Annotated in this window: 9 protein-coding genes; 7 read left to right on the top strand and 2 right to left on the bottom strand. The window is 74.2% G+C overall.

The annotated features are described in order from the left end of the window. Positions 1 to 168 precede the first annotated feature (168 nt). From ACH4XV_RS14790 to ACH4XV_RS14805, 4 genes are all read left to right on the top strand, one after another. Positions 169 to 2,094 carry a hypothetical protein gene (locus ACH4XV_RS14790; protein WP_395789683.1) on the top strand — a complete coding sequence of 642 codons (1,926 nt, stop codon included), beginning with the start codon at positions 169 to 171 and terminating at the stop codon, positions 2,092 to 2,094. A 101-nt stretch (positions 2,095 to 2,195) separates the two neighbouring features. Continuing rightward, entirely contained in the window at positions 2,196 to 3,329 is a 1,134-nt protein-coding gene (locus ACH4XV_RS14795; protein WP_395789685.1) for a hypothetical protein, read from the top strand. Beyond that, positions 3,326 to 4,870, top strand: a complete 1,545-nt coding sequence (locus ACH4XV_RS14800) for a hypothetical protein (protein WP_395789687.1) — start codon at positions 3,326 to 3,328, stop codon at positions 4,868 to 4,870. The genes ACH4XV_RS14795 and ACH4XV_RS14800 overlap by 4 nt, the downstream gene beginning before the upstream one ends. After that, positions 4,867 to 6,210, top strand: a complete 1,344-nt coding sequence (locus tag ACH4XV_RS14805; RefSeq protein ID WP_395789689.1) for a helicase — start codon at positions 4,867 to 4,869, stop codon at positions 6,208 to 6,210. The genes ACH4XV_RS14800 and ACH4XV_RS14805 overlap by 4 nt, the downstream gene beginning before the upstream one ends. Before the next feature lie 88 nt (positions 6,211 to 6,298). On the opposite strand, the gene ACH4XV_RS14810 is transcribed toward ACH4XV_RS14805, so the two are convergent. Further along, entirely contained in the window at positions 6,299 to 6,634 is a 336-nt protein-coding gene (locus ACH4XV_RS14810) for a hypothetical protein (protein WP_395789691.1), read from the bottom strand. 613 nt (positions 6,635 to 7,247) lie between these two features. Continuing rightward, positions 7,248 to 7,697, bottom strand: a complete 450-nt coding sequence (locus tag ACH4XV_RS14815; RefSeq protein WP_395789693.1) for a hypothetical protein — start codon at positions 7,695 to 7,697, stop codon at positions 7,248 to 7,250. 344 nt (positions 7,698 to 8,041) lie between these two features. Between ACH4XV_RS14815 and ACH4XV_RS14820 the strand changes: the two genes are divergently transcribed. The 3 genes from ACH4XV_RS14820 (at position 8,042) to ACH4XV_RS14830 (ending at position 12,946) form a co-directional block, all read left to right on the top strand. Then, complete coding sequence (locus ACH4XV_RS14820) at positions 8,042 to 9,049, top strand: transcriptional regulator (RefSeq protein WP_395789695.1); 1,008 nt, start codon at positions 8,042 to 8,044, stop codon at positions 9,047 to 9,049. 99 nt (positions 9,050 to 9,148) lie between these two features. Then, positions 9,149 to 11,626 (top strand): helicase-associated domain-containing protein, encoded by a 2,478-nt coding sequence (locus ACH4XV_RS14825; RefSeq protein ID WP_395789697.1) that lies wholly within the window; start codon positions 9,149 to 9,151, stop codon positions 11,624 to 11,626. 105 nt (positions 11,627 to 11,731) lie between these two features. Continuing rightward, entirely contained in the window at positions 11,732 to 12,946 is a 1,215-nt protein-coding gene (locus ACH4XV_RS14830) for a cytochrome P450 (protein WP_395789699.1), read from the top strand. The last annotated feature ends 23 nt before the right edge of the window (positions 12,947 to 12,969 follow it).

Raw genomic sequence — 12,969 nt, forward strand, 5'->3', positions numbered from 1 at the left:
AGGGAGCGTATCGAGGGCGCGCAAGGTCCCTCGAAGGACTTCTTTGAGGACACGGGGAGGACGCCGCTTTCCGGACATCCGCAAAGAGGTCCCCCGGCCGGTCTCACGGCGGGTACCGTCGGCATCACAGCCTGCACAGCACACCGCACGCGTGAACCGGGAGGGCCGATGGCCATGCGGCAGGGGGCCGGTCCTTCGTCCGGGAATGTCCGGCTCAAGGCCCTGCGGCACTCGCATGGCTGGGTTTCCCAGCAACAATTGGCCGACGCGTTCGAGAAGAAGGCGCTCGAGTGCGGCCTCCGCCTCGGGGTCAGTGTGCGGCAGGTGCGCCGGTGGGAAAGCGCCGACCCGCCCTGGCCGACCCCCGATTATCAGCAGGTCCTGCAGGCTTTGTTCGAGCGGCCGCTGACCGATCTCGGGTTCACCCCGCCGTGGCAGGCGGAGCTGACGGCGGAGTACGGCGAGGGCTATGCCGAGGGGCATGCCGACCGCTACCCCGAGGCGCAGCCCGTGCTCGAGCAACCGGCGCCGCCGAGCCTGCCCGCGCCCGCCCGCGAGGCCGGGTGGGCGTCGGAGCTTTCGGAGCCGACCGGCTACGGCGAGGCCCGGGTGCGCCGACAACCGCCTCCCCCCGGCGGCGGCCCGCTCGGGGGGGCGATGGCGCTGCCCGCCCGCACCGCGCCCCCGGCGCCGCCCGGTCGCACCGCGCCGCCGGCCATCCCCGGCCGCACCCCGCCGCCCCCGACCGGTCGCCACGTGCCGCCCCCGCGATCCGGTCCGGTGCCGCCGCCGGGGCCCGTACCGCCCCCCGGCCTCGCGCCCCCACCCGGCCCGGTGCCCCTGCCCGGTATCGCGCCGCCGCCCGGCCTCGCGCCCGTCCCGGCCCAGGCGCCGCCGTTCGAGGACGGCCCCACCGTCGTCGACGGCCGCCGGCTGGAGGGCGACCGGCCCCGCGACCTGCCGGTCCGCCCACCGCTGCGCGTGATCGGCCCCCGCTCCGTCGAGCAGCCGCCCCGGTCCCTGGAGATCGCCACCCCCGCCGTGCTGCGCCAGCTCCTGCGCGACACCCCCGACCCGGGCCCGCTGGCCGTGCCGCTGCACTCGCGGGCCGGCCAGCTGACCGTGGTCGGCGCCGACCAGTACGCGATGCTCACCCGGACCTACCGGCAGATGTACTGGGTCGCCCCCGCCGCCATCGCCTACCCCTCGGTGATCGCCCACGTGCGCCTGGGCACCCAATTGCTCGCCGCCCCCGGCCCGGCCCGGGCCCGGCGGATCCTGGGCGCATCGCTCGCCGAGACCGCGATGCTGGCCGGCCGGATGGCCTTCTTCGACCTGAACCGCCCGCACGACGCGCAGGACCACTACCTGGTCGCCTACCGGGCCGCCAACGAGGCGGACGACACCCTGCTCGCCGCCGCCGTACTCGCGCACACCGCCTTCATCCCCGCCTTCGACGCCGCCCCCACGGCCGCGGCGGACATCCTCGACTTCGCCCGCAAGACGGCTACGCGCGATGCGCCGACGGTCATGCGCGCCTGGTTCGACGCGGTGCAGTCCGAGTTCGAGTCGCTGCGCGGCACCCCCGAGCGCGGGCTGCACCTCCTCGACCGGGCCGAGGACCTGCTGTGCCACCCCGACAACACCCCCACCCCGCCCTGGCTCGACTTCTTCGACGCCTCCCGGCTGTGGGGCTTTCGCGGCAAGGCCGAGCTCACCGCGCGCCGGATGGACCAGGCCCAGGGCTCGCTCAACGACGCGCTGCAGAACCTGCCGCCCAACGGCGACAAGCAGCGCGCGGTGATGTACGCCGACCTCGCCGAGGCGGCCTTCCAGGCGGGCGACGTGGACGAGGCGTGCGGCCGGCTGTTCCAGTCCATCGACATGTTGCGAATGCACTGGTACTCGATGGGCATGGACCGGGTCCGGGAAACCCGCAAACAGCTGGAGCCGTACAAGAGTTCGGTCGCGGTGCGGCAACTCGACGAGGCGCTGGCGTCGTTCTCCGAACTCGCGCCCACCGACGAGACCGGCTTCGTGGCCCTGCCCTCGGCCGAGGAACAGCGCGTCGAGCGGCGCGGCGATCGGCGCTGAGTTCCGCCTGTCGGTCGCATGGTCCACACTGACCCGGGACCGGACGGTTCGACGACGAAAGCCGTACACGAGACATGCGCACGACGGGTACGACCGGCGCGATGGCCGGCAGGCTGGAGCAGTTGCGCGGCGAACTGCCCACCCGCAATCACAACGCCCGCACGGTGGCCGCCCTCGCGGCCAACCCGGGCTGCGCCCGCCGCGGCGTGCTGGACGCGGCCGGCATCGAGAAGACCGTACTGGCCGAACGCCTCGGCTTCCCCGCCCGCTACGGCCGCTCCCCGTTCGCGATCGGGCGCGGCAACGTGTTCGAAGCCCGGGTCAAGGCCGACGACGGGCGGGAGCTGCGCCGCCTCCTCGCCGAGGTCCTGGGCGCCGACCCCGACGCCGGCGCGCTGGTGGACGTGGATCGCGACGAGGACGCCCCCACGGGTCCCACCGGCCGACGCGACCGACCCGGCCGCGAGGAGCGGGTCGCCCGCACCCGCGAGGCGCTCCTGCGCGCGGCGAGCGGCGACCCGGACGCCTGCGCGATCCTGGACCACCCGCTGCTCCCGCTCGACGTGGCCGGCCGGCGCGCCTACCTGGAGCCCGACGCGATGGCCTGCCGGGTGGCCGGCCGACTGCACGTGGTGGAGATCAAGTCCTTCGCGATCATCGACGGCTCCGCCGACCCGGGCAAGCTGGCCTCCGCCACCCGACAGGCGGCGGTGTACGTGCACGCCCTGCGCGGGCTCGCCGAGGAACTGGGCCTGGACCCCGAGTCGGTGTCCACCGACATCGTGCTGGTGTGCGCCCAGGACTTCGCCAACCGCCCGATCGCCGTGGTACTCGACGTACGCCGCGAACTGGCCACCACCCGGCGGCGGTTGGCCCGGCTGTCCGGGGTCGAGGAACTGTTCGCCGAACTCCCCGAGGGGCTGACCTTCGACGTCGCCGAGGAGCGGGTCGGCGCGGCCGTCGCCCGGGTGCCCGCCGCCTACCTGCCCGACTGCCTGTCCGCCTGCGAACTCGCGCTGTTCTGCCGGGACGAGGCCCGTGGTTGCGGCACCGGCGGCGGCGTGGGCACGCTGGGCACCTCGGTACGCGGCGCGCTCGGCGGCATCGACGACATCGGCACCGCGCTGGCGCTCGCCGACGGCACTCGCGCTCCCGAGCCCGGCCAGGAGGACGTGGCCCGGCTGCTCCGTCGCGCCCAGGCGCTGCGGCACGAGGCACTGGGCGGTGTCGGGTGAGCACGATCGCCGCGCTCGGCCGGTTGCGCGCCGCCGCGACCGGACACGCGCAGCCGGCGGCGACGGTGCGCCACCGGCACCTGTCCGCGCGTCCGGTGGTGCTGGTGCCGTATGTGCTCGCGGGTGAGGCGTTCGCGCCGCTCGCCGCGCTGGTCGGCACCGATCGCGACCGGCCGCACCTGCTCGCCGTACCGCAACCGCGCGACCGCGACCGCCGGTTCGCGCACGCGGCGGAGCTTGCCGGGCAACTGCTGCCCTATCTGGACGCGTTCGCCGCCGAGACCGAGACGATCGAGCGCCGCGGCGACGATCCCTACGAGCGCAGCCTGGACGCACCGCAGGTGCTGGTGCCCACCGCAGGCGGGATCGAGTATCTGCGCCTGCTCGGCCGATCCACCCGGTTCCGGCGCACCGACGGCGAGTTCGCGGTGCCGGCCGGGGTGCCGCTGCTCGGCCGGTGGAGTACCTGGCTCGCGGATCGGGCCGGTGTACCCGGATCGAGCGTGCTGCTCGCGATGACCGACCTGCTCACCCAGGCGTGGGCGACCGGGCAGAGCGCGATGGAGGACGGCGACCTGGCCTCGCTGCTGGCCTGGATCGACCCGCCCGCCGGTCGACGCGGGGACGAGGCGGCGCGGGAGGCGGAGGGTGGTCCGACGGCGGGCCCGGCGACCGATCCGGCGTTCGACGAACGACTCGTGCCGCTGATCACCGCGTTCGACGAGGCGGTGGCCGCCGAGCGCGAGTCGGACGAGGACGAGGACGCCGCCGATCGCGAGCGGCGGGCCGAGCAGGCGATCCGGGACGCGCTGGCCGCCGAGTTGATGCCCACCTGGGATCGCATGTGGCGCGGCGTGGACCTGCTCGCCGCCCTGCCGGCGGGCGCCTCGGTGGCCGGGCGCTGGGAGGCCGACCGGGCCTCGTACAGCTTCTTTGCCGCCGACCTGGCCGACCCCGAGTCGCGTCCGCAGCCCAGGGTGCCCGGCGCGATCTCGGCCGCCGCGCAACTCGCGGGCCGGGAACGGGCCCAGGCCCGGCTCGACGCCGAACAGGTGCGCGACGACCCGCTGTTGATGGCCGCCGTGCGGCTGGCAGGCGAGGCATTCCGGGGCGAGCTGATCGCGGTGGACGCGGAGCGCATGGTCACCGAACCGGGCAAGAAGACCGCCCGTCCCCGGCCGTTGCTCGTCTTTCGTACCGAGGACGAGCCGCTGTCCGGACCCGGTACCGAACTCGCCTGCGTGGAGCGCCCCGACGCGAAGGCCCGGGTGCTGGTCAACGAACCCGGCCGGATGGAGCTGGAGTTGTTCGGCGGGATGGGCGGCGGCAAGGCGCCCAAGCCGGGGAGCGTGCCCGAGCGGGGCGAGGTGTTGTGCTGGACGTCGCTGATCGCCGAGTTCCGGCGCAGCCCCGACTGGCCCGCCGTCGAGGACACCCCCTGGACGCACGGCGGCCCGCCGCCCGAGCCGGAATCGGAGCCGGGCTCGGAAACCGCGACCGGATCCGAGCCGGACGACGACGCGTTGGAGGAGTGGTCGTGACGACCGCGCACGCCCGCGCCCCGCAGGGCGACCCGGCCGCGCTCGCCGCCGCCGCGACCGCCGCGGTGCTCGCCGACCTCGGCTCGGGGGCGCATCGCGGCGTCGTGGTCGACTCGCCGCCCGGCGCCGGCAAGTCCACCCTGGTGGTGCGCGCCGCCGGCGAACTGGCCGCGTCCGGCGAGCGGTTGATGATCGTCGCGCAGACCAACAACCAGGTCGACGACCTGCTGGTCCGGCTCGCCGAGGAGCACCCGCGGCTGGCCGTGGGCCGGTTGTCCGCCACCGGCTACCGGCTGCCGCCCGCCCTGGTGGGCACCTCGGTGTCGAACGCGGAGAAGGCCGAGGCACTGGACGCCTGCGCGGTGGTGGTGGCCACGGCCGCCAAGTGGGCGCTGGTCCAGGACCGGCGCTGGCCGTGGGCGATCGTGGACGAGGCGTACCAGATGCGCTCCGACGCGCTGCTCCTGGTCGCGCGACTGTTCGACCGGGCGTTGTTCGTGGGTGATCCCGGCCAGCTCGACCCGTTCGCCACCGTGGACACCTCGCGCTGGCACAGCCTGAGCTACGACCCGTCGCAGAGCGCGGTGGTAGTGCTCCGCCGGCACAACCCGGATCTGCCGGTGCACCGGCTGCCGGTGTCCTGGCGACTGCCCGCGAGTGCGGCGCCGCTGGTGTCGGACGCGTTCTATCCGTTCACCCCGTTCCGCTCCGGGACCGGCCCCGGCGAGCGTTCGCTGCGCTTCGAGGCGGCGCGGGAGCACGACGCGTACGACACGGTGGTCGATGTCGCGGCCGGGTCCGGGTGGGGTTTGCTGGAGTTGCCCGCGCGGTTCACGGGGGCGGCCGACGAGGAGGCGGTACGGGCGGTGGCCACGCTGGCCGCCCGGCTGCTCGCGCGCGGCGGGACGGCGGTCGGCGAGCGTACTCCCGACGGGGTGCCGCTGGACGCGTCGCGGATCGCGATCGGGGTCAGCCATCGCGAGCAGCGGGCCCGGGTCGAGTCGGCGCTGCGCGACCTCGGCGCGACGGAGATCGTGGTGGACACCGCGAACCGGCTCCAGGGCCGCGAGTTCGACGTGACCGTGGTGCTGCATCCGCTGTCCGGGCGGCGCGACGCGACCGAGTTCCACCTGGAGACGGGTCGGCTGTGCGTACTGGCCTCCCGGCATCGGCACGCGTGCCTGGTGGTGGCCCGGGCGGGTATCCCCGAACTGCTCGACGCGCATCCGACCGCGAACCCGGTGCACCTCGGCGTGCCGGTGTCCTTCCCGGACGGCTGGGAGGCGAACCAGGCGGTGCTGGCCGAACTCGGCAGGCATCGGGTGCCGCTGACCCCCTGAGCACGGGTACGGCTCCCGCGGCGCGCGGCTCGGTGTCCTCCCGCGCGAGCGCCGGCCGCCCCCTCCGGCCGGCGTTCCCGACCGTCCGCTACTCGCCGCGCTCCAGCAGCAGCTGTCGGCCGTGCTCGATCATCTTCGCCGTGTACTCCTCGCCCCATCCCGCGCGCGCCGCGACCTGAGTCGTCGTCAGATGGTCGAACCGATTCGGGTCGGCCATCCGCGCCGCGGCCATCGCCTGGTAGTCCACCGCCCGGTCGGCCGCCGCCCGGAACGCCTCGGCCAGGTCGGTCGAGCGGGTCAGCACCTCCTGGGGATCGGTCAGATCGTCCAGGTCGAAGAAGCGTTCGTCGGGCGGCTCGGGGACCGAGGGCTCGAACAACAGCGGCACAGGCCGCATGCGGGGCTTGCGCGACTCGGACGGCATGCGCGGATTCCTTCCGACAGGGCAGACGTGCTGACGACGAAAACGGACGGGGGAAGCAGCGGAAATCGGCCGATCCGAGAAGATCGGCAAGATCCCGTGCCCTTGCCATTGTCGCCAACCGGGCGCCATGCGAAAGACCCTTGCCCGAAAGAGGGACGCCTGTCCGGGCGGCGCTCGGATAAACCCCGAATCGGGCGGGGCCGGGGGCCGATTTCGGGGGTTGGCCCGGGTTCGACCGGGGTTGGGTCCGGCCTGTGTCGGGCTGTGTCGGGCTGCGGTCCGGCTTCGGCGCGCCTGTGGACCGGCTGTGGCGGGGCTGTGGCGCGGCTTGGGCGCGGCTTGGGCGCGCCTGCGGACCGGCTTCGGACCGGCTGTGGCGCGGCTTGTGCGCGGCGTCGGATCGGCCGCGGACCGGCGGCGGACCGCCCCGGGCCGGCCCCGATCCGGGCCGACGCACGGACCCGCCCCGGCCGAGAGGCCCCCACGCACGGACGCGCCCCCCGGCCGAGAGGCCGAGGGGCGCGTCGCGTCTTGCCGATACCGGTCGGGTCGAGCAGGTATTGGGGGAGCCGCTCGTGATGTCAGGTCTCCGACCGGTACGTCCTGGGCGACCTCAGATCGCCTGCTGCTGGCGCTCGGCGAGCGCGCGGGCCGCCTCCGCGATCGCCGCGCGCACGTGCCGCAGCGTGGTCAGGCGGTTGTCGGGCGTGGGCGGCACCAGCCACACCAGCGGGCCGTCGTTCTGCTCCGGCGGCGGCGGGAAGGTGATCCACGCGCCGCGCCCGTGGTGGCGCGGGCCGAGCCGGCGCTCGCGCGGGCGCATCGGCATCACGGCGGTCGGCGGTACGAGGAATCCGATCCGGCGGTAGCGGCGGTCGAAGATGACCGGTCCGACCGGCACGCGGTGTGCGTGCAGCGTCTCCAGGGCCGCCCGACCGAGCCGGTCCTCCACCTCGATCACGTCGAACGTCTCGCCGGCGGCGACCAGGCGAGGTGCGTACGGGTTCCGAAGCGCGTCCTGCGGCAGCGCTGCCAGCGTCGTTCGGTTCGCGTCGGCGTCCATCGGTGAGGCGGTCCTCTCGTTTCGTCGTGGAAACGGAATCGTCCTCGGGGGCCGGGGAGGTCCTCGAAGCGTCCTCTGTGTCCTGCACGTGCCAGAGACGTCCGAGTTGTGCGTCGTCCGCCCTGCCCTTAGATGCAACCAGGCCGGCACACGGTGTGACGAGGCCCGCGGTGGGACTCCTGAAGGACGCGCTGAGGACTCTTGCCGCCCTAACGGGCTAGAGGCATGACGCCGCAGGTGGGACGGGGTCACGATCGAGATCCAGCACGGATCTATCGGACCCGGTGTATTGCGTGAGCGGGTCCTCCAGTCATGTCCGTCAACCGACGCGTATGGAGGACGCGGTGCAACGACGTACCTTTCTGGCCGGCGCCGCCGTCGCCGGCCTCACGGCGAAGACATCCGCCGCGTACGCCTCCTCGGCGCCGGCACCCGCCCTCCCCGACCCCGCCGCCTATGTGGCCACCACCGCCCGCCTGCGGTCCCGCTACTGGATCGAGGAACCGGGGCGGCTGCTCCCGGTGGTGGCCGAACACGCCCGCCACGGCGCCCGGCTGTTGGCCGAGGGACCCGAGGGCCCGCACTACTCCGCGATCGCGGAAACCGCGCTGCTCGCGTCCCGGATCGCCTTCTTCGACCTGAGTCTGCGCGGGCCGCACGTGCGGCGCTGGCAGGACCTCGCGCTGGAGGCGGCGGACCGGGGTCGAGACGGCTCGCTGGCCGCGGCCGTGCTCGGGCACATGGCCTTCGCGCCGGCCTGGACGGGGCGCGGCACCGAGGCCCGGGACACGCTGGCCGCGGCGCGGGAGCGGACCACGAGCGGCGACGCGGGTCCGACGCTGCGGGCGTGGTTGGACGCGATCGCGGCGGAGGCGGAGGTGCGGCTGGGTACGCCCGACGCGGCCTTTCCGCTGCTGGACCGGGCCGCCGAGACGTTCGCGCCGCCGGACACGCCCGGGTCGTGGACGGCGGACGGCCCGCCGGCCTGGCTGGACTGGTTCTCGGCGGCCCGCCTGGAGGGTTTCCGGGGCGCCGCGGAGGTGGCCGCCGGGCGCTCGGCGGAGGCGCGGGCAACGCTGGAACGCACCCTGGCGGGGCTGCCGCCGCACAGCCACAAGCAGCGCGCGATGACGCTGGCCGAACTGGCCGCGACGGCGGTCGGCGCCCGCGAGCCACAGGACGCGTGCCGGCTGCTGGAGGAGGCCCTCGACCTGGTCGGCGTACAGGGATACGCGACGGCGGTGGACCGCGTCCGCACGGTACGGGCATCCCTGGCCCCGTGGTCCCGCGAACCCTTCGTCCGCGACGTCGACGACCGCCTACGCACGGGCGGCGGGGTACAGCCGGGATAGGCCCGCCGCGTCCTGGGCCGGGGCTGCTTGGGCGCGGCGTCGGTCGGACCGACGTTGAGTTCCGGCGGCGGCCGGCCTCGTGTGGCCTACGCTCGTTGCGTGGATTGTGTTGCTTCGGTGGAGCGGTGGCTTGCGGGGTTGTCGGTCGAGCGGTTGACGGCCCTGTTGGAGGAGCGGGCGTTGCCGCGCTCGGCCGGATACACGCGGGTGGCCGGCTTCGGCGACTTGGCGCGGTTCCTGGTGGCGGACGAGTCCGTGATGCTGGGGCTGTCGCGCGTGACCGCCGGCGACATCGCGCTGTTGGCGGCGGTGGCGTTGCGGGCGTTGGAGGAGTACGGCCCGGTACCGGACGAGCGCCCGCCCGTGCCCGCGTGGTCGGCGGCGGCGGTGCCCCCATCGGTCGAGCCGTACGACCGCCTCGTGTCCGAACCCGAGTTGCTGGACCGACTGGCGGCTGCCGGCATACCGCGAGAGCACGTGGCCGAGACCATGGACGGGTTGCGCGAGCGGGCGCTGCTGTTTCCCGCGCCGAGCGGCCGGCTGGCGGTGCCGTCGCTGTTGCACACGCTCGCGGCGGACCTGGCCGGATTCGGGGCGCCCGCCGAACGGCTGTTGACCACCGCGTTCAACGCGTCCGAGGTCAGGCGCGTCGCCTCGGGGCTCGGCCTCGGCGACGTGCGGACCCGCGCGGACGCGCAGCGTGGGATCGTGGCGGTGCTCTCCGATCCCGAACGGGTACGCGCCATGGTCGCCGACGCGCCGCGGGACGCCTTGGACCTGTTGGAGCACCTGGTGCCGGGGCCGCCGCTGTTGCGCACGCACTGTTTCGTGCCGATCGGCGGCCGGTATTACGGCGCCGGCGCCAAGTACACGTTCCGCGAGGGTGGTTCCGGCGATCCGGGTACCGACTGGCTGGCCGCCCGGGGCATGCTCGTCCCCGTCGATCAGGACCTGGTCGAGATGCCGTACGAGGTGGCGCGTGCCCTGCGCACCGACGACGCGGCCGTGCCGATCGCCTTGACTCCCGAGCCGTTGACCCGGACCACGCCGCTCCCGCGCGGCACCGACGAACACGGCGCCGGGGCGGCCGCTGCCGCCGCCTGGCGCGCCGAGCTGGTCCTGCGGGAGTTGGCCGCCCGCCCGCTCGCCGTGCGCAAGGCCGGCGGCATCGCGGTGCGCGACACCCGTCGACTGGCCAAGGCCGCCGGCGCAAGCGAGGAACACACCCGCCTGTGGCTGGACTTGGCGGTGAACGCCGGCCTGGCCGCACCGCACGTGGACGCGCCGGAGCCCAAGCAGGGCAAACGGCCGGGCAAACGGGCGGCCTCGACGCCACCCCCGGCGGCGCGACTGCTGCCCACGGAGCGCTACGACGACTGGGTGGTCGCCTCGCCCGCGGGCAAGTTGTTGCCGCTGATCGCCACATGGGCGGTGGTGCCGGAGGTGTTCACATGTTGGCCCGAGGACGCGGGCGAGACGCCCGTGGCCCTGGTCAGTCCGCAGGACGGTTTCGCGGTGCCGCTGCGCCATGGCGTGTTGCGCGCCCTCGCGACCCTCCCCGAAGGGCGTTCTCTCGCGCAGGGGCCCGAGGCGAGGGCCGAACTGTTCGAGCGTGCCGCGTGGTTCCAACCCGCCCTCGGCACCTCCCTCCTGGGCGATGTCTCCGAAGCATCCGAGGAGCACGCGCAGTTCGACGGACGACTTGCCGCGACACTGGCCGAGGCGGAACTGCTCGGACTGGTGGCCGGCGGCGCGCTCACCGGGATCGGCCGCGCGGTCGGCGCGTTCCTCGACGCGCGCGCCGCCGACCACTTCCCCGCCGTCCCCGGCGCCGACGCCGATCCGGAGGCATCCGGACTCGACGGTCTCGGCATCGACGTCACCCGACGCCCCGTACTCGCGCGCGCCGTCGCGGCGTTGCGCGACACGTTGCGCACGACGCTGCCCGCGCCGAGCACCACCGCCCGGTTCCAATCCGACCTGACCGCCACCGTGACCGGCGCCCCGGCGCCCGAACTCGCCGAACTGCTCTCCGCCGTCGGCGACATCGAATCCGAGGGCCACGCCGTGGTCTGGCGGATCGGCCCGGCGTCCCTGCGGCGCGCCTACGACGCGGGCCACAGCGCGGACGAAGTCGCCGAACGCCTTTCCGCAGCCTCCGCGAACGGGCTCCCCCTACCCCAGCCACTGGCGTACACGATCAAGGACGCCGCGCGAACCCACGGGCGGCTGAGGGTGGTCCGCTCGGCCTGCTGCATCCGCTGTGACGACCCGGCGCTGATCGCCGAGGTCGCCGGCGCCCGCGCCCTGGCCAAACTGGGCCTGCGCCGCATCGCCCCGACCGTGTTGATCTCGACCGCGCCGCCCGAGGAGACGCTGGCCGCGCTGCGCGGTGCGGGCTACGCACCGGCCCTGGAGGCCGAGACCGGCACCACGGTCCTGGAGCGTGCACCCGCGCAACGCGCCCCGAACCACCTCCTCGCGGTGGACCAGCCCCTGGCGCGGCACGCCCCACCCATCCCCGGAATGCCGGCCGACGCCCGCGAACTCGCGGAACGACTGACCGCGGGAGACTGAGGCCGGCCCCGCGGGCGGGGTGGACCCCGGGGTGGTTGGGTCCATAGCCTGGGGCGGTTGGTTGATGATCTTCGATCGCGTTGCGGGACAAGGGGATTCGATTCGATGACCGCTCTGGACGTGCCCGACATACTTTCGCCCGAGTTCGCGGCCGATCCGTATCCCCTCTACCGGAGCATGCGGGACGAACACCCGCTGCTGTGGCACGAGGGCATGCAGAGTTGGGTCATCTCGCGCTACGCGGACCTCGAACGGGCCTTCAAAGAGCCGGTGTTCACCACCGACAACTACGACTGGCAGCTGGAGCCCGTGCACGGGCGGACCATCCTGCAGATGAGCGGGCGCGAACACGCGGTCCGGCGCGCGCTGGTGGCACCGGCGTTTCGCGGAAACACCCTTCAGGAAACGTTCATGCCGGTGATCGAGCGCAACGCCCGGCAGCTGGTGGATACCTTCCGCGCGCGCGGATCGGTGGACCTGGTACCGGAGTTCGCCCAGCGCTTCCCGGTCAACGTGATCGCCGACATGCTCGGCCTGGACCAGGCCGACCACGAGCGGTTCCAGGGCTGGTACACCTCGGTCATCGCGTTCCTGGGCAACCTGAGCCAGGACCCCGGTGTGGCCGCCGCCGGGCTGCGCACCCGGGACGAGTTCGCCGCGTACATGTTGCCGCTGATCGCCGAGCGGCGCGCGAACCCGGGCGAGGACCTGCTGTCCACGCTGTGCCTGGCCGAGATCGACGGCACCCGGATGAGCGACGAGGACATCAAGGCCTTCTGCAGCCTGCTGCTCGCCGCCGGCGGCGAGACGACGGACAAGGCGATCGCGAGTTTGTTCAAGAACCTGCTCGAACACCCCGACCAACTCGCCGCGGTACGCGCCGACCGCTCGCTGATCCCACGGGCGTTCGCCGAGACGCTGCGCTACTCGCCGCCGGTGCACATGATCATGCGCCAACCCGCCGAGGACGTCGAACTCGCCGGCGGTGTGGTGCCCGCGGGCAGCACGCTCACCTGCCTGATCGGCGCGGCGAACCGGGACGATCGGCGCTACGCGCACCCCGACCGGTTCGACATCTTCCGCGAGGACCTGACCGCCAAGACCGCGTTCTCCGCGGCGGCCGACCACCTGTCCTTCGCGCTCGGCCGACACTTCTGCGTCGGCGCGCTGCTCGCGGTGGCCGAGGTCGAGGTGGGCACCAACCACCTCCTGGACGCCATGCCCGACCTGGCCTTCGCCCCGGGCTTCGCACCCGTCGAGAAGGGCGTGTTCACCCGCGGCCCGGTCGCGCTGCCGGTCACGTTCACCCCCACGGCCTGACCGCGCCCTCCCGCGCGCCGAAA

Source organism: Embleya sp. NPDC020630 (genome assembly GCF_044334985.1).
GTDB lineage: Bacteria > Actinomycetota > Actinomycetes > Streptomycetales > Streptomycetaceae > Embleya.